31 protein-coding genes are annotated in these 24,777 nt (G+C 37.5%); 18 read left to right on the top strand and 13 right to left on the bottom strand.

The window, feature by feature from the left end; all coding sequences use genetic code 11:
- Nucleotides 1–9: 9 nt before the first annotated feature.
- On the top strand, nucleotides 10–993 hold the full coding sequence (gene zntB, locus PR725_RS08245; RefSeq protein WP_004910490.1) for a zinc transporter ZntB: 984 nt from the start codon (nucleotides 10–12) through the stop codon (nucleotides 991–993).
- A gap of 259 nt (nucleotides 994–1,252) precedes the next feature.
- Here zntB and ttcA read toward each other — a convergent pair whose 3' ends face one another.
- Entirely contained in the window at nucleotides 1,253–2,167 is a 915-nt protein-coding gene (gene ttcA, locus PR725_RS08240) for a tRNA 2-thiocytidine(32) synthetase TtcA (protein ID WP_004910491.1), read from the bottom strand.
- Nucleotides 2,168–2,407: 240 nt separating this feature from the next.
- Here ttcA and PR725_RS08235 point away from each other — a divergent pair, with 240 nt between their 5' ends.
- The gene (locus PR725_RS08235; RefSeq protein WP_155242205.1) at nucleotides 2,408–2,569 is read left to right on the top strand and encodes a hypothetical protein; all 162 of its coding nucleotides are present in this window, start codon (nucleotides 2,408–2,410) and stop codon (nucleotides 2,567–2,569) included.
- Nucleotides 2,570–2,704: 135 nt separating this feature from the next.
- Here the strand turns inward: PR725_RS08235 and PR725_RS21855 are convergent, their stop codons facing one another.
- The 3 genes from PR725_RS21855 to PR725_RS08225 all read right to left on the bottom strand — a co-directional run bounded on the left by PR725_RS21855 (nucleotide 2,705) and on the right by PR725_RS08225 (nucleotide 4,299).
- A complete protein-coding gene (locus tag PR725_RS21855; RefSeq protein WP_350025291.1) occupies nucleotides 2,705–2,920 on the bottom strand; it encodes a CatA-like O-acetyltransferase in 216 nt (71 codons plus the stop codon).
- A gap of 113 nt (nucleotides 2,921–3,033) precedes the next feature.
- Nucleotides 3,034–3,270: a helix-turn-helix domain-containing protein gene (locus tag PR725_RS08230; protein WP_117161971.1), complete on the bottom strand. Its 237-nt coding sequence runs from the start codon at nucleotides 3,268–3,270 to the stop codon at nucleotides 3,034–3,036.
- Between the two features lie 333 nt (nucleotides 3,271–3,603).
- A complete protein-coding gene (locus PR725_RS08225) occupies nucleotides 3,604–4,299 on the bottom strand; it encodes an aspartate/glutamate racemase family protein (RefSeq protein WP_110731887.1) in 696 nt (231 codons plus the stop codon).
- A gap of 363 nt (nucleotides 4,300–4,662) precedes the next feature.
- Here PR725_RS08225 and PR725_RS08220 point away from each other — a divergent pair, with 363 nt between their 5' ends.
- Nucleotides 4,663–5,004, top strand: coding sequence for a hypothetical protein (locus PR725_RS08220; protein ID WP_181937006.1), 342 nt, complete (start codon nucleotides 4,663–4,665; stop codon nucleotides 5,002–5,004).
- A 48-nt stretch (nucleotides 5,005–5,052) separates the two neighbouring features.
- Here the strand turns inward: PR725_RS08220 and PR725_RS08215 are convergent, their stop codons facing one another.
- Nucleotides 5,053–5,697, bottom strand: a complete 645-nt coding sequence (locus tag PR725_RS08215; protein WP_004910501.1) for a glutathione S-transferase family protein — start codon at nucleotides 5,695–5,697, stop codon at nucleotides 5,053–5,055.
- Between the two features lie 284 nt (nucleotides 5,698–5,981).
- Here PR725_RS08215 and sra point away from each other — a divergent pair, with 284 nt between their 5' ends.
- The 7 genes from sra (at nucleotide 5,982) to PR725_RS08180 (ending at nucleotide 10,567) form a co-directional block, all read left to right on the top strand.
- The gene (gene sra / locus PR725_RS08210; RefSeq protein WP_004910503.1) at nucleotides 5,982–6,170 is read left to right on the top strand and encodes a stationary-phase-induced ribosome-associated protein; all 189 of its coding nucleotides are present in this window, start codon (nucleotides 5,982–5,984) and stop codon (nucleotides 6,168–6,170) included.
- Between the two features lie 226 nt (nucleotides 6,171–6,396).
- On the top strand, nucleotides 6,397–7,176 hold the full coding sequence (locus PR725_RS08205) for a YaeF family permuted papain-like enzyme (protein WP_196718502.1): 780 nt from the start codon (nucleotides 6,397–6,399) through the stop codon (nucleotides 7,174–7,176).
- A gap of 331 nt (nucleotides 7,177–7,507) precedes the next feature.
- On the top strand, nucleotides 7,508–8,437 hold the full coding sequence (locus PR725_RS08200) for a Gfo/Idh/MocA family protein (RefSeq protein WP_109911283.1): 930 nt from the start codon (nucleotides 7,508–7,510) through the stop codon (nucleotides 8,435–8,437).
- Nucleotides 8,438–8,517: 80 nt separating this feature from the next.
- Nucleotides 8,518–8,955: a hypothetical protein gene (locus PR725_RS08195; RefSeq protein ID WP_004910509.1), complete on the top strand. Its 438-nt coding sequence runs from the start codon at nucleotides 8,518–8,520 to the stop codon at nucleotides 8,953–8,955.
- A gap of 114 nt (nucleotides 8,956–9,069) precedes the next feature.
- A complete protein-coding gene (locus PR725_RS08190) occupies nucleotides 9,070–9,498 on the top strand; it encodes a universal stress protein (protein ID WP_004910510.1) in 429 nt (142 codons plus the stop codon).
- A gap of 125 nt (nucleotides 9,499–9,623) precedes the next feature.
- Entirely contained in the window at nucleotides 9,624–9,959 is a 336-nt protein-coding gene (locus tag PR725_RS08185; protein ID WP_004910512.1) for a hypothetical protein, read from the top strand.
- A 170-nt stretch (nucleotides 9,960–10,129) separates the two neighbouring features.
- On the top strand, nucleotides 10,130–10,567 hold the full coding sequence (locus tag PR725_RS08180; protein WP_004910514.1) for a universal stress protein: 438 nt from the start codon (nucleotides 10,130–10,132) through the stop codon (nucleotides 10,565–10,567).
- A 53-nt stretch (nucleotides 10,568–10,620) separates the two neighbouring features.
- On the opposite strand, the gene PR725_RS08175 is transcribed toward PR725_RS08180, so the two are convergent.
- Entirely contained in the window at nucleotides 10,621–10,914 is a 294-nt protein-coding gene (locus tag PR725_RS08175; protein ID WP_036958707.1) for a DUF5339 family protein, read from the bottom strand.
- Between the two features lie 246 nt (nucleotides 10,915–11,160).
- Here PR725_RS08175 and PR725_RS08170 point away from each other — a divergent pair, with 246 nt between their 5' ends.
- The gene (locus tag PR725_RS08170) at nucleotides 11,161–11,559 is read left to right on the top strand and encodes a hypothetical protein (RefSeq protein ID WP_231136489.1); all 399 of its coding nucleotides are present in this window, start codon (nucleotides 11,161–11,163) and stop codon (nucleotides 11,557–11,559) included.
- On the opposite strand, the gene PR725_RS08165 is transcribed toward PR725_RS08170, so the two are convergent.
- The gene (locus tag PR725_RS08165; protein ID WP_004910519.1) at nucleotides 11,556–12,197 is read right to left on the bottom strand and encodes a TetR/AcrR family transcriptional regulator; all 642 of its coding nucleotides are present in this window, start codon (nucleotides 12,195–12,197) and stop codon (nucleotides 11,556–11,558) included. The genes PR725_RS08170 and PR725_RS08165 overlap by 4 nt on opposite strands.
- 199 nt (nucleotides 12,198–12,396) lie before the next feature.
- Here PR725_RS08165 and PR725_RS08160 point away from each other — a divergent pair, with 199 nt between their 5' ends.
- The 4 genes from PR725_RS08160 (at nucleotide 12,397) to phoH (ending at nucleotide 16,202) form a co-directional block, all read left to right on the top strand.
- Nucleotides 12,397–13,209, top strand: coding sequence for a threonine/serine ThrE exporter family protein (locus PR725_RS08160; RefSeq protein ID WP_004910522.1), 813 nt, complete (start codon nucleotides 12,397–12,399; stop codon nucleotides 13,207–13,209).
- Nucleotides 13,200–13,670, top strand: coding sequence for a threonine/serine exporter (locus PR725_RS08155; protein WP_004910523.1), 471 nt, complete (start codon nucleotides 13,200–13,202; stop codon nucleotides 13,668–13,670). The genes PR725_RS08160 and PR725_RS08155 overlap by 10 nt, the downstream gene beginning before the upstream one ends.
- A gap of 276 nt (nucleotides 13,671–13,946) precedes the next feature.
- On the top strand, nucleotides 13,947–14,921 hold the full coding sequence (locus tag PR725_RS08150; RefSeq protein WP_442959429.1) for an endonuclease: 975 nt from the start codon (nucleotides 13,947–13,949) through the stop codon (nucleotides 14,919–14,921).
- A 495-nt stretch (nucleotides 14,922–15,416) separates the two neighbouring features.
- Nucleotides 15,417–16,202 carry a phosphate starvation-inducible protein PhoH gene (gene phoH, locus PR725_RS08145; RefSeq protein WP_004910528.1) on the top strand — a complete coding sequence of 262 codons (786 nt, stop codon included), beginning with the start codon at nucleotides 15,417–15,419 and terminating at the stop codon, nucleotides 16,200–16,202.
- A 74-nt stretch (nucleotides 16,203–16,276) separates the two neighbouring features.
- Here phoH and zinT read toward each other — a convergent pair whose 3' ends face one another.
- The 5 genes from zinT to PR725_RS08120 form a co-directional block, all read right to left on the bottom strand.
- Nucleotides 16,277–16,921: a metal-binding protein ZinT gene (zinT, locus tag PR725_RS08140; RefSeq protein ID WP_109911338.1), complete on the bottom strand. Its 645-nt coding sequence runs from the start codon at nucleotides 16,919–16,921 to the stop codon at nucleotides 16,277–16,279.
- Between the two features lie 216 nt (nucleotides 16,922–17,137).
- Complete coding sequence (locus PR725_RS08135; RefSeq protein ID WP_004910533.1) at nucleotides 17,138–17,977, bottom strand: siderophore-interacting protein; 840 nt, start codon at nucleotides 17,975–17,977, stop codon at nucleotides 17,138–17,140.
- Between the two features lie 213 nt (nucleotides 17,978–18,190).
- Nucleotides 18,191–18,322 carry a DUF2474 domain-containing protein gene (locus PR725_RS08130; protein WP_004264009.1) on the bottom strand — a complete coding sequence of 44 codons (132 nt, stop codon included), beginning with the start codon at nucleotides 18,320–18,322 and terminating at the stop codon, nucleotides 18,191–18,193.
- A 4-nt stretch (nucleotides 18,323–18,326) separates the two neighbouring features.
- The gene (gene cydB, locus PR725_RS08125) at nucleotides 18,327–19,337 is read right to left on the bottom strand and encodes a cytochrome d ubiquinol oxidase subunit II (RefSeq protein ID WP_004910537.1); all 1,011 of its coding nucleotides are present in this window, start codon (nucleotides 19,335–19,337) and stop codon (nucleotides 18,327–18,329) included.
- Nucleotides 19,327–20,664 (bottom strand): cytochrome ubiquinol oxidase subunit I, encoded by a 1,338-nt coding sequence (locus PR725_RS08120; protein ID WP_109911286.1) that lies wholly within the window; start codon nucleotides 20,662–20,664, stop codon nucleotides 19,327–19,329. The genes cydB and PR725_RS08120 overlap by 11 nt, the downstream gene beginning before the upstream one ends.
- 247 nt (nucleotides 20,665–20,911) lie before the next feature.
- Between PR725_RS08120 and PR725_RS08115 the strand changes: the two genes are divergently transcribed.
- Together PR725_RS08115 and PR725_RS08110 are read left to right on the top strand one after the other, a co-directional pair.
- Nucleotides 20,912–22,336, top strand: a complete 1,425-nt coding sequence (locus tag PR725_RS08115) for an aminotransferase-like domain-containing protein (RefSeq protein ID WP_004910542.1) — start codon at nucleotides 20,912–20,914, stop codon at nucleotides 22,334–22,336.
- 95 nt (nucleotides 22,337–22,431) lie between these two features.
- Nucleotides 22,432–22,998, top strand: coding sequence for a HutD/Ves family protein (locus tag PR725_RS08110; protein ID WP_228367030.1), 567 nt, complete (start codon nucleotides 22,432–22,434; stop codon nucleotides 22,996–22,998).
- Here PR725_RS08110 and PR725_RS08105 read toward each other — a convergent pair.
- The gene (locus PR725_RS08105) at nucleotides 22,995–23,606 is read right to left on the bottom strand and encodes a LysE family translocator (protein ID WP_117161969.1); all 612 of its coding nucleotides are present in this window, start codon (nucleotides 23,604–23,606) and stop codon (nucleotides 22,995–22,997) included. The two genes, PR725_RS08110 and PR725_RS08105, sit on opposite strands and share 4 nt — an antisense overlap.
- 160 nt (nucleotides 23,607–23,766) lie before the next feature.
- Here PR725_RS08105 and PR725_RS08100 point away from each other — a divergent pair, with 160 nt between their 5' ends.
- The gene (locus PR725_RS08100) at nucleotides 23,767–24,240 is read left to right on the top strand and encodes an Lrp/AsnC family transcriptional regulator (protein WP_115167334.1); all 474 of its coding nucleotides are present in this window, start codon (nucleotides 23,767–23,769) and stop codon (nucleotides 24,238–24,240) included.
- Nucleotides 24,241–24,777: the final 537 nt, after the last annotated feature.

Genomic DNA, 24,777 nt, shown 5'->3' with positions numbered 1-24,777 from the left:
AGATATTGCATGGGGCTGATTTATGGTTCTTTATTCCAAAATTCAAATCCTGTACATGCATTTCAGTTAAATGGAGACGGTGGATTACTTCCCATTGATGTGAATGCGAGTGCGAGCCAGCAGTCTCCGTTCTGGCTTCATTATGATTATAAAGATCCTCAAAGTTTTAATTGGATTCAGCAATCAGACCTCTTTAATGACCAAGTTAAGTCTGCGCTATCAGGGCATTCAGGGCGTTGGCGTTTGATACGTGTTGGTGATGGCATTTTATTAACATTGCAAACTTTAAATACCAATACTGGCCAGCGTCCTGAGCAATTAGTTGCATTTCGAGTATTTATTAATAACCGGGTAATTATTTCTAGCCGTCACCGAAAAGTAAACTCTTTAGACTCTGTTATTGATGACTTAAAACAGGGAGTAGGTGCGCAAAGCACAGGTGATTGGCTAGTAGAGGTTGCTGATTCTATTACAGATGAAATAAGTGATTTTACAGATTCTTTGCATGAGCGTTTAATTGATATGGAAGACTCCATATTAAATGGCCAAATTCCTGATAGAGGAGAATTTGCATTACTCCGTAAGCAAATTATTGTAATCCGCCGTTATATGGCTCCACAACGAGATATGTTTTCTCGCTTAACAACGGAAAAATTACTTTGGTTAGATGAAACTAATCGTCGTCGAATTCAAGAGATTTCTGACCGGTTAGGGCGTTGCATTGAAGATCTCGATGGATTTATAGCACGTACAGCGATTATTTCTGATGAGATAACGAATATGATGACTGAAATGATGAACCGGCGTATTTATACGATGTCATTAATGGCCATGATATTCTTACCAACAACGTTTTTAACGGGTTTGTTTGGTGTGAATTTAGGAGGGATCCCCGGTAATGAATTCCGCTTTGCCTTTAGTGTCTTTTGCGTTTTATTAGCCGTTTTAATCGCAACCGTCTTATGGTGGCTAAGAAAAAGCCGATGGCTCTAATATTGATGACTTATTTCCTATAACCGGACCTAGTTTGAGATAAATCAATAAAACTACTGAGGTTTTAGTGCAGTATTAGTCCTGCAGGTGAATGCAACGTTGAGCGATGAACGTTGTGCTCCATAATTGTAGTTTTTCTCATATTGAGTTCTTATACAGAATAATTGACCACTGTAATGCCGATGTAATTTACATCGGCTTTTTTTTGCATTAAATCCGAGCAAAAAATAACCTCCAAACAAGGAGGTTATAATAAATATTATTTAACTTCAATAATATCAAGGCGTTCAGCTGCAAAGTCGGGCTTATCATCTTCCTCTATAAAAGGTTGGAGAGGCAGCTCTTCTTTGTCAAACGCAAGGTCACCGCCATTGATAACTTCATCTCCATGAGAAATATTCTTGAAATCAAATAATTCGGTATCACATAAATGAGACGGCACAATGTTTTGAGTGGCGCGGAACATTGTTTCGATACGGCCAGGATAACGCTTATCCCAATCACGTAGCATCTCTTTAATAACTTGACGTTGCAGATTTGGTTGAGAGCCACATAGATTACAAGGGATAATTGGAAATTCTTTAGCCTGTGCAAAGCGCTCAATATCTTTTTCTCGGCAGTAAGCGAGTGGTCGGATAACAATGTGTTTTCCGTCATCGCTCATTAATTTAGGAGGCATGCCTTTTAACTTACCGCCATAAAACATATTTAGGAACATGGTCTGTAAAATATCATCACGGTGGTGACCAAGTGCAATTTTAGTTGCACCTAATTCAGTTGCTGTACGATACAGAATTCCACGTCGTAAACGAGAGCACAATGAGCAAGTTGTTTTCCCTTCAGGAATTTTTTCCTTTACGATCCCATAGGTATTTTCTTCAACAATTTTGTACTCCACACCAAGGTTATCAAGGTATGCAGGTAAAATATGCTCAGGGAAGCCAGGTTGTTTTTGGTCCAAATTAACCGCAACTAATGAAAATTGGATAGGGGCACTTTTTTGCAAACTTTGCAGGATGGAAAGCAGTGTGTAACTATCTTTACCTCCAGACAAGCAAACCATTATCCGGTCACCGTCTTCTATCATGTTAAAGTCAGCGATTGCTTGGCCAACATCACGGCGAATTCTTTTTTGCAACTTATTTAAGTTGTACTGTTCTTTATTGGTTGTCATTCTATATTGTTCTGCTACTGGGGTTTATGTTGCTGATGGTTAATTGTACTTTCAGCTGTTAAATTATTATTGTTCTGTGCTTAAAGCCTAATCAGCGAGATCTATAAAAAGAGGCTCATAATAGCAGAAGCTGGGGGGGGAGTGATACCAGTTCGTTAAAAGAGGTGAAAATCTGTTGGGGTATGGCGTCTTCTTTATAGCCTTTATCTCATTGTATAAGCACTACTTAGAACGTAGTGTATGACAAAATATGGAGGAACTATGCCTGCAACTGACCCTATTGAATTGGTTTCGTCTTTACTCACCAGCACTATTAAAATGGTAATTACGCCAACGGAATATTTTTTTCAAAGTGGTACTATTGGGGATGCCATTTATATGAGCTTATTATTTTTGAATTAAAAATACTGAGAGTGCCATTATAACGAGATTAACCCACGACAAATGAAGGAAGGGCTAGTTTCCTTCATAACGGTGAGTAATTTATGGTACTAATGAGCTAGCTTATCACATAATTTTTGTAATTCAGTTAAAAATTTACCAACATAGAAGCCATCGCAAACAAGCATGATGTACCTGTACTGCTAGAGGCAACCATGTTTTATTGTTGTCATTATAGTATTTTCCCATAGTAAATATAGGGGTAAAGACATTAGTAATATCTGCAATATTTAGATTAAAACTGTCAAATGAAACCCAAGGTAAAGATGACACATACAATACATTCTCAATTTGCTGTGATTGAGGATGCAAACTGAGATTATCTTTATACAACGTTAATTGCTGGTGATAACTCTTGTCTAAGTACTATATTTAACCCTTTCAATATAAAGCAAAATTTTTGTGATAGTACAATATATTCAGGCTCATGGTTGTGCGTTGACGTAGATATCAAATAATGTTTTGACATCTATATTGAGTATTTTAGATAGCATTACAAGGTGGTCAATAAATATTGAAAGAGTTCCATCTTCATATTTTATGTATGATTTTTCAGAAATAGATATTAGTTCAGCCATTTTTCTTGTCGTAATTTGACGTTCTATACGTTTTTGTTTAATAAATCCGCCTAATACAACATTACCAACATTATTTTTATACATAATAACCTGTCAAAAATTTAATCTTAATTTTTTATTATCTTAGATGAGAATTAATATTCAATGGGTAATAATCTGTAAATTTAATAAAAAACAAATCTAAGGTGGTTAAGTTAAACTAACTCTTATAAGAATAGAGTTAGTGCAATAAACGATAAAAAATAGCATTATTGTATTTTATAATCAAAAGGTGAGAATTGGCTAATATTAAATTCTATTTAATAGTGCAAAATGTGATTTTTAACTAGATGATATGTCAATTTTGCTACCATTATTTAACAGAAACTATCTTAACAATAATTATTGAAGACAGCGTCTGTTATTAGATAATAATGATTAAGCAGATAGCGCAACTTCAATTGTTTTTTGTGCATGAATGGCGGTGGTATCAAATATGTTTACTGTAGTATCATGTTGATTAACAAGTAATGTTATTTCAGTGCATCCTAAAATGATACCTTCAGCACCTTTTTCTACCAGAGATGTCATTATACGTTGATATTCCTGTTTAGATTCTTTGTTTATTTTTCCTAAGCATAGTTCATTATAAATAATATCATGAATTATTTTTCTATCTTGAGCGCTAGGTACTAGAACATCCAAATTAAACTTATCAATCAACCTTTGTTTATAGAAGGGCTGCTCCATCGTAAACGCAGTTCCTAAGAGTCCAATTGTTTTTATACCTGACTGTGTTATCCGTTCACCTGTTGCATCAGCTATATGTAATAATGGAAGACCGGTTTGAGATTCAATTAGTGGTGCTACTTTATGCATAGTATTGGTGCAAAGAACCAGAAAATCAGCGCCTGCAAGCTTTAAACGCTCTCCTGCATCTGCTAAACATTGTGCTGCCAAATCCCATTGCCCATTGGACTGATACTGTTCTATCTCAGCGAAATCGACGCTATATAAAACAATTTTAGCAGAATGTAGGCCACCTAACTGCTGTTTCACTCCTTCATTAAGTTGTTGGTAGTATAGTAATGTAGATTCCCAGCTCATACCACCAATGAGGCCTATTGTTTTCATTTTTCAACTTCCTATTATCATGCAGTGTTATTATTTTTCTTACTATACTGATTGTTTACAGAGGATCACAATAGAAACGAGAAATTTTCTAGGGGATTAAGAGTAAAAAACAGTTGTAATATTAAACTCAACTTAACATTACACACAATAAGGTTTTAATGTTGAACTTATTTAAATAACAAAATGATAAATATAAGAATATTTACGTTTTAAAGATGGATTTTAATTGATATCTGGTTATCATCATAATGAACATTATTTCAATAAATTTGGTCATATATGGCGAGAATAAAAATGAATTTTTTTAAAGTAATCATTGCGATACTTATTTTTGGTGCTGCATTTCTGTTAGGGGCACTATATATGAAACCAACTCAATTGAGTTTAGTTGAGCAAGTAAAAAAGAATGTTTATGATGTTTTAGCGTACCCACAAGCAGCAAAATTTAGAAATATTGAATATCATTTTTCTCGCTACACTGCGGATAATGGTAAGGTTGGTTATGTTTGTGGGGAGGTGTATCGATATAAAAATGATAAGCCTGATGGATTTAAGCGTTTTATTGTTAAATCTTATACCAATGATGAAGGCCGCATGGATATTTCTATTCCGTTTATTGACGGAGGACATGAAATATTATTGCCTGAACAGGTTAACCAAATTTGGAAAGATAAGTGCTCAAGTCCTGCTTCACCGCTCGAATAAGGAACTACGTGTGCTAAAATTTTGTAGCACACGCTTTTAGGTTATTTGTTATGCGGTCTGTTGGTTTATACATTTTAATGCTGCAGGGCGATTTATCATTTTTTTATAATAGTCAAGTAAAAATGGTGTGTTAGGGCGTTTTATCGGGGTTAATAGCCAACGTTGGATTGATAATGTGATAACGATATCCGCTAGAGAAAAATGGTTTCCATAGAGATAGTTCTGATGATTTTTTTGGGGCTGATTTTTTGATAACACAGATTCAATTATTTGCATTTTTTCATTCCATAAATGGATGCTTTTTTCCACGATTTCAGGTTGTTGTAGAAAAAAAGAATCCTGTCTTACTAGTGCCATAAATGCAGCTCGCCATGCTGGGTTGAGCTCTGAGATTTGCCAATCCATCCATTTTTCTATTTCAGCCCTAGCAAGTGGCTCTTCGGGTAATAAATCCGTCCGTTGGGATTTTGCCACTAGATACCGACAAATTGTGTTGCTCTCCCATAATGAGCCTTGTTCATGAACAAGGACTGGAATAAGCGCATTGGGGTTTAATTTTAAAAAATCGACTTGAATTAAATTCTCATGATTTCCCCAGTGATCTTCATGAATAAATTTAAGATCAAGCTCATGTGCAGTCCATAATACTTTTCGGACATTAATTGACGAAGTGCGGCCTAATATTTTTAACATTTACACCTCTGCTTAGTCGTATGAAATAACCCAATAACATGTTTTTTATTAAAATAGCCTTTCAAGCAAACCGAATATAATTTTAACGTAAAATATATAGTAACCATTGGGAACTAATAAATAAAACTGGATTATATATTACTAGTTTAGTGTTATACTGATTAAGTTACACTTTGTTTTGTTATTATTATGAAACAAAAAAGCCTTTGTGGTCAACGATGACTATGTTTTTTGATGTTCATTTTTTTAATGAATTTTTAATTTAGTAGTTTAAGGAGTCGATAATGGTTAGTAATAATAATGCACGTCGTTTGTTAGGTATGCCTTATAAATTAAGTCGTTCTAAGAAAAACATACGTGTTTCGCTAAGTTCTAAAGATAATGCCGCAGTTGCAGTACAAAAGAATAAAGCGACAGAAAAGAAAACATATCATTCAGTAACTGTTTTTTACCCAGAATATGTTATTAGTTAATTGAATGAATGTAACCCTCTAGTATTCACTAGGGGGTTGATGCTATTTAATTAAAATTGGATTTTTCTTATTAACTTACATTAACTCACTTCAATATACACCATTCCTACGCGTAACATTCAGAGCCTCTTATTATAAAAATAAACGGTAGTCATAAAATAGATTAAAGGATATTATCTGCATTAATTAAAAACTAAAAAGAAAGATCACTATTGGGTGTTGTAGAATGAAATTTTATTGTTGCCTACTATTTTTATTTTGTTTTTCTCTTTCAGGGTGTTCTACTCAATTTAAATCAGATGAAGAAACTAATCGCTTAAAATTTAATATTCAACACGCAAATACGGTTCCTATTGAGGATTCCGTTGAACCGTTGGCAGTTTCTGATATGTTGCCCGGAGATATTCTTTTATCGTCTGCTACAGGGTTAAATTCATGGGGAATTCGGTTATTTAGTATTAGCGGAGTAAGCCATGCATCTATTTATCTAGGCTTGGGCGAAGTTGCTGAATCTGTGGGAAGTGGCGTTAGGATCATTACCTTAGACCAAGCAGTGAAAGATTCTAATAACATGGTGGTATTGAGACAAGCAGGCTTAACATCATTACATGCAGAAAAATTACGCGAATTTTCAGTTCAAAATAATGGAAACAAGTATAACTATAAAGGCATTGTGATGATTGCTCCTTGGATGATCACTAAAAGAGTATGTGAACTTCCGTTAATTGGTGAAACGATACGTAATTTTTGCTTAAAAACCTTAGCTAAAGTTCAGTTAGGCGATAATGTGGACCAAGCTAATGGTTTCTTTTGTTCGCAGTTTGTCCTAGATGCTTATAAGTATGCGGGTATTCCCTTATTTGAAGGTAATTCATCGTGGATAACACCTGCGGATATATTGCATATGCGAACCGGTGATGTGCCGACTTTCATGCCCACTCAACGCCTAGCATATGTTGGGCATTTGAAATCATGGAGTTTTAGTAGTGCAATACGCAGAAAATAATAGATTATTTTAAATAAAAAAAAGGCCAACATATGAAGTTGGCCTGCTAAACTGGAAGCAATGTGAGCAATGTCGTTTGTGATAAACTTGAGTGATTTACTCAAGTATTCACGAGGTAAAAGATAACCATTCTCATTTAAGAAATCAACCCTTTTTTTTATGCAGTTACTTATTCACTCTCCCTGTTTATTTTCATTTTTTGTTTATATAAAACAATCTATTGTGTATTTATTTCTCATCAAAATTGTTTTTTTAACAAAAAAAAAATTTTTTTAATTGATATTAATGAGATTATTCTTGCAGAGATTAACCATTAACAGGCGTGTTTACGATGCGAAAATTAAAGGTGGGTGTAGTTGGTTTAGGTTCTATTGCACAAAAAGCGTATTTACCAATTTTAACTAAAGAGGAAAACTGGGAGTTGGTTGGTGCTTTTTCTCCAAATCAATCAAAGGCAAAATTGGTGTGTGATAGTTATCGAATGCCCCTGTTTAGCAGTATTAACGCACTAGCACAGCAATGTGATGCTATTTTTGTTCACAGTGCGACCAAAAGCCATTTTGAGGTAATCAAGCTGCTATTAGAGGCTGACGTTCATGTCTATGTTGATAAGCCATTGACTGAGTTAATTGAACAATCGGAGCAATTAATTCAGTTAGCAGCGCGACGTCAAAAAATGTTAATGGTTGGATTTAACCGCCGTTTCTCGCCGTTTTATTTGGCAATTAAACAAGATATTAAAAATATAGCGTCTATTCGTATGGATAAACACCGTATGGATAGCGTAGGGCCGAATGACTTCAGGTTTACGTTATTAGATGATTATTTGCATGTCATTGATACTATAATGTGGATTGCACAAAGTAATGCAAAACTGATCAGTGGTAGCATTCACAAAACAAATACTGATGAATTGTTTTATGCCGAGCACCATATGCAAGCTGGCCAATGTTGGTTAACAACATCGATGCATCGCAAAGCCGGAAGCCAACAAGAGCAACTTGTTGTCATTGCTGAGGACAGTATTCATCAAATAACCAATATGAACCATTGGTGGAGTGAAAATGCCGTTGGGATCAGCGAGAAAAAACCGGCTAATTGGGACTCCATTTTGGTTCAACGCGGTTTTGATGGTGCAATTCGGCATTTTATTGATTCTGTTTCAAACCAAACTCAACCTTTGATCAGTGGAGAAGAGGGCTTGAAGGCTCAAAGAATGGTTGAAAAAATGATCTCTACAATGAATAAAGTCAGTGGTTAATTATCTTATTTTGTAAAAGTAATTATCGATTTTATTAAACGGTAAAATTTTAGTAGCTCATCACGTTATAGGAACACAGGATGATACCTTTCCAAGATAGCTCTGATGTATTATTTGTTGCAGGGTTTGGGCCGATAGTGACAGATTACAAAAAAAGTCATTCTTTTTATCTTGAGTTGTTAAAGTTACCTTTGAAGCCAATAGAAGAAGGAAGCCAATATTTAACTTGTGAGCAAGATGGGCTAGAAGGTGTTAAACATTTTGCACTTTGGCCTATAGAGCAAGCTGCCCAATCGTGTTTTAGTCAAAATGAGTGGCCTGAAAATATACTCACTCCGCAAAGTTGGATGGAGTTTGAGGTTTCAGACATCGAGAAGATCACGGATATTTGTCTGAAAGAAGGCTATGTCTTATTAGTTAATAATCGCATGGAGCCTTGGGGGCAAACCGTAACAAGGTTATTAAGCCCTGAAGGCATGTTAATTGGTTTAACTGTGACGCCATGGCTAAGAGAATAGCCTGCCTTTATTTGTAGTTAGAGATCTCATTTATCTTTGTGGATAAGAGACATTTATTAGTAATTGTTTATAATTTTGTTGTAGAACTTCATTTTAACTATTTTAGGAGGGGTTATGTATAAAACGATTCTGGTCCCTATCGATTTAACAGAAGATGAATTAACCAGCAAAGCCGTTCGTCATGCTGTTAATCTTGCAAAGCAATCTAGTGCTAAAATTCATCTTATTCATGTTTTGCCAATTTCTTCAGCAATTATTAATGCGTATGCTTTAGGTTACATGGAAATAAAAGACCGTGCGACGGTGAAAGCGGAAGAAGACATGAAAATGTTAATGGATTCAATTGATTTACCTCATGATGACGTTAGTTATACTATAACGTTTGGTTCTCCACGAGATGAAGTGATTAATACAGCAAAAGACATTAATGCCGATATTATTGTCATTGGCTCTCGTCGCCCAAATATTACAACTCATCTTTTAGGGTCAACAGCGGCGGGTATAGTACGTTACGCTGAAACATCAGTGCTGGTTGTACGTTAATAATTAGAGAAGAGCCTGCTCAATGGGTAGGTTCTTTTTTATTTCATTATTTGTATTGCCAATTCAATCAGTTTTAGCACTCAAGTTAATTGATCTTACTTATAACAAGGTGAATTTGAGTCAGTATGGAAAAGTTTTCACAAGAATTACTGCGTGTTGAACACTTTGTTCTGAGAGTTTTACGTTTTTATTTACTCGGGCTTTTGATTTTTTTTCTTGGGTTATTACCCGGTATAATCGGTTTTTATTTTATTGAAGGCCATTCAGCTGTTGAGTCAATGCTTAATGCGTTGTCTATGTTGAGTGGGCAAGCTATTGAGCCGGCTCCAATTACACGGGGAGGCCGTTTCTTTATCGCTATTTATGGTTTATTTTTACAAAGTGTTTTTATTATCAGTATTGGATTAATTGTAACTCCTTTTATTCATCGTATTTTGCATAAATGGCATTTAGAAGAATAATTTTTTGTTGTAATAGTAAGGGGCTTCACAGCTTTTTTAGTGCAGTAAGGCTATACTTCTAAAGACTAAAAAGGAAAATATTCACCCGCTACGCCTAATAACCAAGTTGTAAAAATACGCAACAATATAACTTGAATAAAAACGTCAACATAATTAATAAGGGGCATCATATGTATCAAACAATTTTGGTTCCCGTGGATATATCTGAAGATGTACTAACAGATAACGCATTAAAACATGCTATTTATTTAGCAAAAATTTCAGATGCGAAAATTCACTTATTTCACTCAGTTCCAGATGTTTCAAGATTTTCAATGAGTTATAGTTATCATTATGATTTACTGTCTTCATTTGCTAAAAAAGCACTTGAGCGCTCTGAAGAGCAGCTAAAAGAAATTATTGAAAAGATTGATTATCCGTCAGATAAAATCTCTTATAAGGTGGAGTTTGGTTCACCAAGAGATAAAGTTTTATCAGAAGCTGAGGCTATTGATGCTGACCTTATTGTTATCGGCTCACGCAATCCAAGTATTTCAACCCATTTATTAGGTTCAAATGCTTCTGGGATTGTTTCCTATGCGAAGATCTCGGTTCTCGTGGTTCGGTAAATAAAATAGCCTGCTGAGCAGGCTATTTTTTTATCTATTAAAAGCGAACAATTCTAGGGTGTTTTTACCGCTTCTTTGGCTTGCTCAATTGCTTTAAGTGCTTGGCTGCAAGCTTGCTCTTGTGCATCATCTGGGTAGCTAGCAAGGGCTTTTTTCGCTTCCTCTAATTGTGACTTCATTAATGCAATTTGTTCACCTGCATTGGCTTCATCTTTATATTGTTCTTCAGCTTGCTTAACAAGGTCATTCATTTCTTTGAAATAAGTATCACAGGTTGCACCTGCATTTGCATTAAATGCAGTGAAAGCCATTAAAAGGCTAAACGCAATTGGAAGAGTTTTTTTCATCGTATTTTCGCTTTTAAAATTCATAATATCGTCAGAATAACATTCCATATTCAAAAACGCACCACTCGAACACGTGAATGTTTTTAACTAATAAACTTTTTCTGCATATTGAGAATATTCCTGTTAGTCACTGTCAGAAATAGCATAATTTGCAAAATACAAATGATAATCATTCTTGACTATGGATGATAGAAAAGTGTACATTCAAGTACACTTTAATTAATGATGACAACAGAGATGATTGTGATGAGTAAAAATATGATAAAAACAGAAAATTGGCCAATCTGCGAGATGAATATATTTCCATCAACTATGGATGAAACACGTTTATGGTTAGAGGAAATGGATATGTTATTGGCGAGAAGAAATGAATTTGTATTGATATATCCTCCAGTGGTTAAAAAAGAAAAACCATCATCAGAAGATATGCAAAGTATGAAATATGTGCGTCGTTGGTTGAAAGATGCAAAAGAAGCAATGGAACAGCATTGTCGCGCTCTAGTTGTTACGCTACAACCTGATGGCCGAGATAAAGAGGAGATGGAACGCATGGCTCCCATGTTGTCTGCGTTGTATGGTCCTCAAGTTTTAATCGCAACGGATGCAATAGCTGCAAAAGAGCAAGCCCAATCAGTTTTAGCTTAGTCGATTGTGGTTTTACTGATTTTACGGATATAACTGGCGATGATATCGACGGACATAGCAATTTGCTGTTGAATAAATTCATCGCTGGGCTTGAAATCGGCAACACAAAAAGTGGTGATAAACACATCCGCTTTTAGCATTTCTAGGTAGCGTGAAGAAATACTTAATAATGTTGTTTCATTTACTTTAACATCAGGAAGTAAAGCCAATTTCTGTGTTAACAAGCGATAGCTTTTTACAGGGCCTTGCTCAAAAAATGCATGGGTTATTTCAGGGAAACGGTTGTATTCACCTAAAATTAACCGATATAACCCGATGGATTCAGGTTTAAGAACATTCAATAAAAATCGAGAACCATAAAAAGAAAGTATGGACTCAATCGTATTTAGTGAGGGTGTTTTTTCGTTAGGTTCTTGAAAAATATCATCAATCATAGATGCAATAACAGCGGCAAATAACCCTTCTTTATCACCAAAATTTTTATATAAAGTCGTTCGAGAGCCTCCAGCACGTTCAATAATCATATCCAGAGTTGCACCTTCAAACCCATATTGCAGAAAAATTTCAGTTGCGGCAGTGATCAAAGCCTGATGACGACGTCGGCCTTTTGGGGTTTTAGCTGTAAGCGTGCTACTCATGAATGGCTAATCCTACTCTTTGTCTTCAAATAAGAAAATAACATAACAAATTTTACCAAATAGTTTAAATCACGTTACCTCAATCACAGATTTACCTGAAAGAGATCATCATTTAAGCTGATATTTGTCTTTATGATATTTATAAAGATTAACATGTTTAGGATGATATCTGAATGGTTGTCACAATATTGGGGGCAAGATGGCAGAGCATGCATTGAATGAACAAAAAATAGACCAAAATGATCCTGTTGATCAGCAACGTGAGGTAACTCGGCTATGTATTGAGTGTGGCTTATTGTTATTGCAACATGGCGCTGAAAGTATGCTCGTTGAACAATTGACAACCCGTTTGGGCATTGCACTTGGAGCAAATCAAGTTGATAGTGCAATCTCATCTAACTCATTAGTTTTAACCACCATAATTGATGGCCGCTGCCTAACGTCAACACGGCGTATTATTGACCGTGGTATTAATATGCATGTTGTCACCGAAGTCCAGCATGCGGTCATTCTCGTCGAACATCATTTACTAGACCGAAAACAATTACACAAGAAATTATCATCGATTAAACCGTTGCGATATCCTCGATGGTTAATGGTTTTGATGGTGGCTTTATCTTGTGCTTGTTTCAGCAAGTTGAATGGAGGGGGATGGGAAAGTGCATTAATTACATTTTTAGCCAGTGGCTGTGCAATGTATGTGCGACAAGTGTTAACTTCTCATCAAATGAACCCATTGATTAATTTTTGTATCACTGCGTTTGTTGCGACAACGGTCTCTGGATTATTACTGAAAATACCGTATTTAGCAGTCACTGAAACGATTTCTATGGCTGCCAGCGTATTGCTTTTAGTTCCGGGCTTTCCATTAATTAATGCAGTCGCTGATATGTTTAAAGGGCATGTTAATACAGGTTTAGCGCGTTGGACAATGGCGAGTCTCCTTACTTTGGCTACCTGTATTGGGGTTGTATTAGCAATGACAATCTGGGGTTTAAAAGAATGGGCATAGAATTTCTGTTCTCCTTATGTGAGAAAATGCTACTAGCGGCTATACCAGCAGTTGGGTTTGCTATGGTATTTAATGTGCCTGTTAGAGCATTGAAATATTGCGCTTTATTAGGTGCTATTGGCTATGGCTTTAGAATGATATTGATGACACTAGGGCTGCAAATCGAGTGGGCAAGTTTTCTTGCAGCAATTTTAATCGGTATTATCGGTATTCAGTGGTCGCGCTGGTGGTTAGCTCATCCTAAAGTGTTTACTGTTGCTGCCGTGATCCCAATGTTTCCAGGTATTAGTGCCTATATTGCAATGATTTCAGTCGTTAAAATATCGCAATTTGGCTATGATCCTGAATTAGTTGAGGTTCTAGTGACTAATTTCTTAAAAGCGTCTTTCATTGTTGGAGCCTTGTCTATTGGTATTTCTTTACCTGGTTTATGGTTATATCGCAAAAGACCAAGCGTGTAATTTTTAAGGGATGGCTTGCTGGTATTCTTGCTATATCCGTAAGCCATACTTTTTTCTTTTACTAATAAGAGTTAGATATTCTATTAAAGCTGCATAAATTCTGATGTGGGTGTTAACCATAAAATTGAGTCATCGCTGATATCATTAATGCTACTATTTGATTAGAATATGTGATATTTCTTCTTATGCATTAATGTGTTAGAGGAAAAACTAACGTATTCATTTCAATTCTTCGCATATATTCTTATTAGTGGTGTTATTTTGAAACAATTTAGCTTGTCCAAATATTATCAATTCGTTTTTTCGATTCTATTATTTATTTTTTCTGCTTTTTCATTTTCTGCACCAAGTTCATTTACTGAAGCCAAAGCACTGAGTAAAACTCAGGTTTATGCAGATCAAAATCACCAAGGTGAGGGAACAATATACTGTGGGTGCCAGTGGGAATGGGCAGGAAAAAGCGGAGGAAAAGTCGATTTAGCCTCTTGTGGTTATCAAGTGCGTAAACAACAGAACCGAGCCGAACGCATTGAATGGGAGCATATTGTTCCGACATGGGTGTTTGGTCATCAAAGACAATGTTGGCAACAAGGTGGGCGAAAAAACTGTGTGTCTAGTGACCCTATTTTTGGCCAAATGGAAGCCGATCTGCATAATTTAGCGCCTTCTATTGGTGAGGTGAATGGTGATAGAAGCAATTTTAGTTTTGGGCAATTACCCGCTAATACGCCATATCCATACGGAATGTGCCGCAGTCGAGTTGATTTTAAACAAAAAGTCTTTGAACCAAGAGATGAGGCCAAAGGGCAAGTAGCCCGAGTATATTTCTATATGCATGACCGCTATAACTTATCTATGTCACGTCAACAACAACAGTTACTGATGGCTTGGGATAATAAATATCCTCCAACCCCTTGGGAAATCCAGCGTGATAATCGAGTCGCTAAGGTGATGGGCCATCATAACCCATTTGTGACAGGGGAGAAAAAATGGAGTTTAAATCATAAAAATAGCGCAGAGGGTGTTAATATTTCACCAGTCTCACCTTTAAATCAGCCTCAAGTAATAGAAAATAAATCTATTGTACCAAATACGGTTGAAATTAAAGGTAATCGCAATTCTAAAAAATATCATTTTTCACATTGTGCTAGCTTCAATACCATCGCTGATAAAAATGCCGTCATCTTCACTGACGAACAATCGGCTAAAGCCGCAGGTTTTGAGTTAGCGGGAAATTGTAAAATACGCTAATTATCCTTTAAAACCGCAATAGTTAACTAACTGATTATTGCGGTTTTATTTTTTTATATTTATGTGTGATAACGAAAAATTTTAATAAACGCCCAAAATTTTGTTAGAAAAATGTTGCTTTATCAAAAAAAATGACGCTATATTTAAAGCAGATGAAAACTGCAATAAAAACATGGACTCATTGATGCACTAAAAATATTGCTGCTTGTCATATTACTGTCATATAGATTCATTAGTTTAAAAGTATCGCTGTTACAGGAGAAACTAATGGGAAATAAGTGTTTATACACGCGAGTACAAAACCGGTTACCACTCCATCATGAAATTTTCATGGTGAGATTGGTAACCGGTTTTTTTATTAGCCGAGTTATTGCATGGAGTTACAGCCACATAATAGATGTTTGATATTAACTTTGAGCTTGAAGGGAGCTCACCTCTGTTTTGAATAGTCCGTCATTTGAATTGACATCACTGATACCTGGAAGGGTTAATACTATGAGTAGACAGAAAGCTGCAACAAAGGCACGTCGTGAAATGAAACGTTCATCACGCAAAGATCGCTCAGGTCGTTTTGATATCAATAACGTCGCATCATTTGCTGAATTTACTGGCATTGAAGCTATCGGTATGGCAAAAGAACGTCGTGATGAATCCCCTATATTGCCCAGAAATGAAGCTCAAAAACTCTATATTAATTCCATTAAACATAAGCAATTAATTTTTGCGAATGGCGAAGCGGGATGTGGTAAAACCTATATCAGCACTGCACTTGCAGCTGATGCGTTAATTCATAAAGATATCAATAAGATTATTGTGACAAGGCCCGTTCTTCAAGCGGAGGAAGATCTCGGTTTTTTACCGGGTGATATGTCAGAAAAGTTTGCGCCTTACTTTCGTCCTGTCTATGACGTATTGGTGAAAAGGCTCGGCGCATCCTTTTTGCAATATTGTTTGCGCCCCGAAATTGCTAAAGTGGAAATCGCGCCATTTGCTTATATGCGAGGTCGAACATTTGAAAATGCCGTCGTGATATTAGATGAAGCGCAGAATGTCACTGTCACGCAAATGAAAATGTTTTTAACTCGGCTTGGTGAAAATGTGACGGTGATTGTCAATGGTGATGTGACCCAGTGTGATTTGCCTGAAGGTGTGTCCTCAGGGTTAACCGATGCATTACAACGTTTTAGTACTGATGAAATGGTTTCGATGGTGAATTTTACTATTGAGGATTGTGTGAGATCACAATTGTGCCATAAAGCCTTATTGGCTTATAACTATTAATTAGTTTTGTTATTAATTATATACCCCGCGATTTGTTCGCGGGGTATAGGTTAAATCTTTATAGAGGCAATTGATTAGTGGTAGAGCATTTCATGTACGATTTGCTCATCTGTGAGGGTATATGGGTAATAGGTTGGCCAATTTTCTAGTTGGCTTAATAATTTTTCCTGAGATTCGTTTCCCATATACAGGTGGAAATGCCCCGAGGCCTGTGGCTCAATAATATGGTCGCTAAACTGGATAAATTTGGGCGCTTTTGAGTTAGCATCTTTGCATTCAAACAAGTAACGGACGCCTTTTTTCCCTGAAGTGTAATGAAGAATTTTGTAACCGGCGTAGTCATATTTACAGCTGCTTACGGCACCGTTTTGGGTAAACTCAATAACATCATTTTCAATTCCAATGCTGTCAACATCGGTGGCATAGCCTTTTTTATAATATTCACGATACTCTTCAACCGTTTTATCTTTATTTTTCTTTGCTTTACTTTCTAAAACTTCATCGAGCTTTCCATTTAATAGTAATGGATTAACCGATTCCCAGATGCCTTGCCAATCGCTAAGAGACCTATCTTTGACGTCAGCATCTTCAAAAATCCCTTTTGAAGCTTGGAGTGCTTTCTCTGATTGTGGATGAGAGTGACTATGTGAGCCATGAGCAGCTGCTGTATAGCTAGTGAGAGCTAATGCGACATAAAGACTGGTTTTTAAAATTGCCATTTTGTACACAGTGGTTTTCCTATTTTTGTAGTGAATATAACGACCATAAAAACCATTATGTTATAACATAACAAATGTAAGAATGAAAAGTATTTTAGCTAGTTTATTGATGAGGAATATAATGACTAAAAACGTGATGAAGGCAGATAGGAGCAGGATATGAGCTCGCTTAGTAGAGTTTATAATCAATAAGCGAGCTAACTATTTGAACCGAAGTTAGTCGTCAGGGTTGTCCATTACAGCATGGCGTTCATGGTGATAACCTTCCTCATCATAACCATATCGCCAGTAAGGAATTGCATAGATATCATCACGACCAAAACCTTTTTCTCGACGAATATAACGACGCAAATCACGAATAATTTGGTCTTCACCCGCAATCCAAAAAGCGCAATCATTGTTTGGAATGTCCCAAGACTTAAACGTGCTAATTAATTCAGCTGTTTTGGTGATATCACCACAGATCCAAATTACGTCAACGTGTTCAGGTTTTTTCAGTTCTCGCACGTCTTTTGGGCTATCTAACCGTAGTACGACTTTACCTTGGGCATTTGCTGGCATTTTTTCTAATAATGCGGCAATAGCGGGTAGAGAACTTGAATCACCGGCCATGAAGTAATGTTGTCTGGCAGGCAATAATGGGTCTGGGCCACCCGGATTGGTAATCCCCATCCAATTTCCTGGTTTTGCATCACGTGCAAATAGGTATGCAGGGCCAGTTGCGCCATCATGCATAGCAAATTCAATATCTATCTCGCTAACTTCAGGGCGGATGGCTCTGACGGTATAGGTACGAACAAATGGACGAGGTTTGTCTTCTGGCCAGCTACGGCCTTCTTTACTTAGGATAGGGAGTGCGGGCTGGCTGATTAAATCAGGGGCTAAAAATATTTTCAGGTGCCCACCTTCACAATCAGTTGGGTATGTATTGAGTCTTTCACCGGTGAAAGTAATGCTGCGAATAGATGGGGTGATATCGGTAATGGATTTGACTTGAATGAGCTGTGGTGGAGCCGGGCGGTAGATGTTTTTTTCAACGGGTTGTTCAGTGGCCACGGACAATCTCCTTTATTAATGATAATTTTATTATATGGTAATTATTATCATTATCATGAATAACTTTGTAAGTTGCAACCGCTAGTGAGTGATTGGAAGAGGATATTTATAAAGAGAGATTTTCAACAGTAGGGAGGCAATTTACAGTGATGAATTGTTGATTTTAATAAAAATGCCGTATGATTTTTAGCATACGGCATATCGAAAGGTAGATTACTTCACTTTCATTCCGGCTGCGGTCATCATCAATTTAAACACGGAAGAGAAGGCAAATAGCGCCAATACACTTCCGAACCAGATAATGGCCATCCAACCGAGTTTTTTCCACCAAGGGGAGGCTGCCACGTTATCAGTGGTAACCTTGTTCTGGGGTAATTTTTCCTCTGAAGACATAGTAACTCCAATAGGTATAAACCAAAATAACAGGAATAATGAATAACGCACCGACTAACATAAAGCCTAAACTTTCGGATGGGCCAGCGGCATCACGGAAACTGACTGCGGGTGGAATGAGCGTTGGCCAGATACTGATACCTAGGCCAGTAAACCCAAGGAAAATCAACATTAAAGCCGCTAAGAATGGCACGCTATCGAATCGTTGTCGCTTAGCACTTTTTAGGATCAACCAAGTACAGCCTAATACCAGTAACGGAACAGGTAAAAAGAAGAACAGGTTTGGCAGAGAGAACCAACGCTCAAAAACGGCCTCATTTAACATCGGAGTCCAGAGACTGATCACCGTAATTACCGCTAACATCAGTAATGTTAATGGCCGTAGAACACGATACATCGTGCTACGTAAGTGGCCCTCAGTTTTCATGATCAACCACCCACAAGCTAATAGTGCATAAGCCACAACAAGGCCAAATCCGCAAAATAGTGGGAAAGGCGCGAACCAATCGAAATACCCCCCCATGTAAACACGGTTTTCTACATGGAAGCCTTGGATAAAGGCACCAACGACCACTCCTTGAACAAAGGTGGCAAAAATTGAACCCCAAATAAAGGCGTGATCCCAATGGCGGCGGTGTGATTCATCCGCTCTAAAGCGAAACTCAAAGGCAACACCACGGAAAATCAAGGCCAATAACATGAAAGTTAATGGAATTGACAGGGCATCAAGGACAATCGCATAAGCGAGAGGAAAAGCACCAAATAAAGCGGCTCCACCTAAAACCAACCAAGTTTCATTGCCATCCCACACTGGGGCAACGCTGTTCATCATCAGATCACGGTCTTGGCTGTCTTTCAGCGCAGGGTAAAGGATCCCAATGCCTAAATCGAACCCATCCATGACAATATACATCAACATACTAAATACGATGATGACAAACCAAATGAGAGGTAAATCAATGCCCATGAGCTGCGTCCTCCGCGATACCTTTACGAATTAATTTCATCATGTACATATAGCCAATCCCGAAAACACCGCCATAAACGACAAAAAAGGCGATTAAACTGATGCTCATGTGCATTTCACCATGTGCACTGACCGCATCAGAGGTTCGTTGTAGCCCATAAACAACCCATGGCTGGCGGCCAATTTCTGTTGTAAACCAACCTGCAAGGATGGCTATCAGCCCAGAAGGTGCCATTAAAAACATAAAACGTAAGAATGTTTTCGACTCATAAAGGTTTTTACGGTAGCGAAGCCATAAACCCCAAACTCCTGCCGCTATCATTAATAAGCCAAGCCCGACCATTACGCGGAATGACCAAAACACCATAAACACGTTAGGCCTATCTTCTGGGGCATATTCTTTTAGCGCGGGGACTTGTTTATCAATACTGTGTGTTAAAATCAGGCTTGCTAAATAAGGGATTTCGATAGCGAATTCTGTTTTTTCCTTTTCTTGGTTTGGAATACCAAACAAGATCAGCGGAGTGGCTTCTCCGGGTTTGTTTTCCCAGTGACCTTCCATTGCAGCCACTTTAACCGGTTGATGTTTAAGTGTGTTTAGGCCATGAGCATCCCCGATTAAAGCTTGAACAGGGGCTAAAACTAAAATCAACCACAGGGACATGGAAAACATTTTTTTCATGGCACTGGACTTGTTGCCTTTGAGCAAGTGCCAAGCGGCGGAAGCCCCAATAAAAAATGCTGCAGCAAGGAAAGCTGCTGTAGTCATATGCAGTAATCGATAAGGGAAAGAGGGGTTGAAAATAACGGCAAACCAATCAACGGGAACAATGCGCCCATCAATAATTTCAAAGCCTTGTGGTGTTTGCATAAAGCTGTTGGAGGCCAAAATCCAGAATGTGGAAATAATCGTTCCTAGCGCAACCATGCAAGTAGCGAAGAAATGCAATTTTTCACCTACACGGTTCATCCCAAACAACATAACACCGAGGAAACCAGCTTCTAAGAAGAAGGCCGTAAGAACCTCATAAGTGAGTAATGGCCCTGTAATACCTCCCGCAAAATCTGAGAAAAAGCTCCAGTTAGTGCCGAATTGGTATGCCATAACCAAGCCAGAAACAACACCCATTCCGAAATTAACCGCAAAAACTTTCGACCAAAAATGGAACAGTTTTATATAGTCTTGATCACGAGTTTTAAGCCATAAACCTTGTAGCACCGCAAGGTAACTTGCGAGCCCAATCGTAATGGCTGGAAAAATAATATGAAACGAGACCGTAAACGCAAATTGTATACGGGCAAGTTCCAGCGCAGTTAGTCCAAACATATTGACCCCTGAGTGGATATGTTAATGACACGCAACATTCAACGTTTTGATGAGAGCAATTGAGGCGCTAATCCTTAGCAAAAGAGATTGCTCACACCTGAGTGCAAAATAATCGCCATCCAACGAAAAATGTTTTGTGCTTATAGTTAAAAAAAAGTCAGGTGAATGTGTGGATAAGTAGAACATGAGACGATAAACTATAATAGTAACAATTATTGAGATATTAACTATAACAGTTGAGGCGGCTATGACGAGATACGAACAATTAGCAGCGCAAATTCGTCAGCAAATTGAAGACAATATCTGGCAAGTGGGCGACAGATTACCTTCATTGAGGGAAAGTGTTAAACAGTCTGGTTTAAGTTTAATGACTGTTGTGCAAGCATATCAGTTGCTTGAAAGCCAAGGATGGGTCGTTGCTCGCCCGCAATCAGGGTATTACGTGGCAAACCGCAATAACGCATTTGCTGCCGCAAAAGGAGGTAAAGGGCTACATTTGAATGAAAATGTAGAGATTAACGCCTCTATTTTTGGTGTCTTACAAGCTTGTAAGGACCCGAATATTATCCCATTTGGCTCCGCATTTCCAGAGCCCGCCTTATTAGATGACCCAAAACTCGCGAAATCACTCGCGTCTGTCGCTAGGCGCTTATCGAAATTTAATACACCAGCTAATTTGCCGCCTGGTAATGAACAACTGCGTCGAAACATTGCTCAGCGTTATGCAACTCAAGGGATCCATGTTGCTCCTGATGAAATCGTGATTACAGCAGGAGCCATGGAATCTTTAGTTCTGAGCTTACAATCAGTCACTCAGCCCGGGGATTGGGTCGTTATCGAATCACCTGCATTCTATGGTTCACTTCAGGCAATTGAGCGGTTAAAACTCAAGGCAATTGCTATTAAAACAGACCCGCTATTTGGTATTGATCTTGACGCGTTAGAGGATATTGCAAGCAAATATCCAATTAAAGCCTGTTGGCTGATGACACATTATCAAAATCCATTAGGCGGTACGATGCCGCAAACGAACAAAAAACGATTGGTCGATATCCTGAATAAGCAGCAAATTGCATTAATTGAAGACGATGTCTATGGGGAACTTTATTTTGGTAACAAACAGCCAATACCCGCAAAGGCACTAGATACTAAAGGAAATTTCTTTCATTGTTCTTCGTTTTCGAAATGTTTAGCGCCGGGGTATCGAGTGGGTTGGGTTGCCGCGGGTCAACACGCGACAAAAATTCAACATTTACAAATGATGAGCACCGTTTCTGCTAGCGTTCCCACGCAATTAGCTATTGCGGAGTACTTATCATTAGGGGGATATGACAACCACCTTCGTAAACTGCGTTTAACGATGGAACAACGTCAGCACCAAATGTTGAGTGCAATAGCAAAATACATGCCTCAGTCAGTAAAAGTTAATACACCAAAAGGTGGGTATTTTTTATGGCTAGAATTTGAACCGCCATTTAATGCTATTCGTTTGTACCAACTCGCACTAAAAGAGGGGATCAGCATCGCACCGGGAAGTATGTTTTCCACTAGTGATCAGTTTAATCATGCATTTCGTCTGAATGCATCGTTTACATGGAGTGAAAGGGTGGAAGAAGCAATGAAAACTTTAGGCCGTTTATGTCACTTTTTAATCAATGAGAGGCGTGATTAGTCACATTATCATTGTTAATTCATTGCCTTGAAAGATTAACTTTGCCAATCTAAGTATAAATCTAAATGTGTTAGCAGCAATAAATGGGAGGTAATGTGAAAATAAAATGTTTTGACACAATGGAGTTACCTATCCTGGATTGGCATGATGGCGGGGGGGCCAGCCAAGAAGTATTTTGCTGGCCAGTGGCATCGGACTATTCACTACGCGCAAGTATTGCAACCATTAAGCAAGAGAGCTATTTAAAACGTTATGCGGATGGAGAAAGGTTGGCAATATTGTTGAATGACCAGCCGCTTCTGTTAACCGATACCAAAGCATTTGAGTGCCGATTAGAGCATGCAGGTGATCATGTCCAATTTTCAGCCCAGCAATTTTGTATGGTAAAAGTCCCAAAGCCATCAGTTAAGTTAATGAATTTTATTTTTCTAGATGATAGGTGGGCGGTTAAAAACTACTTCATCACTGAAGAGTGTAAATTACCAGCTAACCAAGCAGGGTTAGTCTATGTACTCAATGGCGAATGGGAAATTTCTGGCGCAAATTGTCATCTTATGGCGCAAGGACAAGGAGCCTGGTGGCTACCTGATATCGGTGAAGGGGTGATAAAACCACTTAGCACCGATAGCAAGTTAATCTGGATTGAATTATTGCCTCGCTAACTAGTAGCTAAACCGATAGCAGCGAGTGTTAGCATACCGCCTGCAACCCCCTCGGTTATACGGCGTTTTTTATCATTATAAGCTCGCTTATTATGCATGGAAGCAAATAATGCACCTATCACACCATAGATTACGACACACGAAAGTATAAAAGCAGCTGAAAGTATCAAAGACTGAACTGCCACACTTTCTGTCAGCTTAATGAAATTCGGCAAAATAGCGAAATACACCAATAACCCTTTAGGGTTAAGAAAGCTCGTCAGAAATGCTTTAGCTATTACTGCCTTTGTTGACACCGTTTGAATTTTTAAGTCTCCCGCTTTCATCGCAGATAATACCATGCGGATAGCAAGATAAGTGACATAAGTCACTCCAACCCATTTAATGGTGTGGAAAATCATAGGGGAAGCCGCAACAATTGCCGCTAAACCAAGTGCAGCCAGAATCGCATGCGCTATATAGCCCAGTATAATACCTAAATTAGCTTTCAAGGCAGCAGAGGTGCCTCCTGATAATCCTTGTGCGGAAATAAAAAGAATATCTGGGCCTGGTGTGCAGACTAAAGGGACTACGGTTGCGCTAAATAAGAGCAAGGTCTGTAACTCCATTTCAATTCCTCATTATTGTTTATTGTTAATTCACGCAACTGGCCAGTAGCAATAAAATTATAGCGATAATCCAGTGATATTGGATTTTTTTATTGCTTTAAAATAAACAATAATTGGTATTTAATATCAAAAATTAATATTAAATTGAGGTTGAGTACCAATGAAAGAAAATAGGCTAAAATTGGATGCCATTGATAGACGCATCTTACAGATTTTACAAAGAGATGGAAAAATTCAGAATATTGAATTAGCTAAAGAAGTGGGGCTTTCCCCGTCCCCTTGTCTGCGTCGTGTGAAATTGCTTGAAGAAGCCGGGGTAATCAAACGTTATGTGGCCGTATTGGATGGCAGTAAAATTGGAGCCGGTCTTTCTTTATTTGCACGTATTTGGTTTAAAACACAAGATGCCAAGACCATCAACCAATTCGTTGAAGACATTAAACAGATGCCTGAAGTCGTTGAATGCCATCTAATGGCAGGGGAATGTGATGCTTTGATCCGTATTGTAACGCAAGACTTAGCCTCTTATCGTCGATTTCATGCAGATCATTTAACGCAAATTAGCAGCATTCAGAGTATAAAGACGGAGGTGCCAATGGAAACGGTTAAGGTGACTTATGCTTTACCACTTTGACGATAATGACCAACCGCGTGATAGTGACGAGTTGGGAGTGTCTAACGATGAATTATAATTATATCTTTAATTATGATAAAAAGATAAATAATAACTATGCTGTATTTATTAGAGAGGTTTATAAAATAAAAGAAATTAAATATGATAAATATGAATAGCTGAACATTTTTTGAAGTTTAATTTTACAAATTGAAATATTATTTCCTCTCTTTTAATGTTGAAAGGTTAGTTTAATATTATTTTAGAATGCTATTAAATGAGGTATTTGAATTTTATATGGCGATTTTTAAAGAGATAATTCTCATATAATGAGAACATGATTGAGTAATAACCTAGCCATAACGACAGCGATAGCTAATCATTTGATATATAAATAATGAAAGGAAAGTTTTTTTGATCCTGCGCAACACCATATTACGTCACTTACCTATACTGATATTAATTAAAAATCAAAATAATATAATGCGAATGTTTCTTATTTAAAATTATTTTCAATTTGCTCGGTAATGATGTGAGTATTTATAAGCATATTTCTAA

The sequence above is a fragment of the Providencia sp. PROV255 genome, from assembly GCF_028478065.1.
GTDB classification, from domain to species: Bacteria; Pseudomonadota; Gammaproteobacteria; order Enterobacterales; family Enterobacteriaceae; genus Providencia; species Providencia rettgeri.
This window is presented reverse-complemented; position numbering and strand designations above follow the sequence as displayed.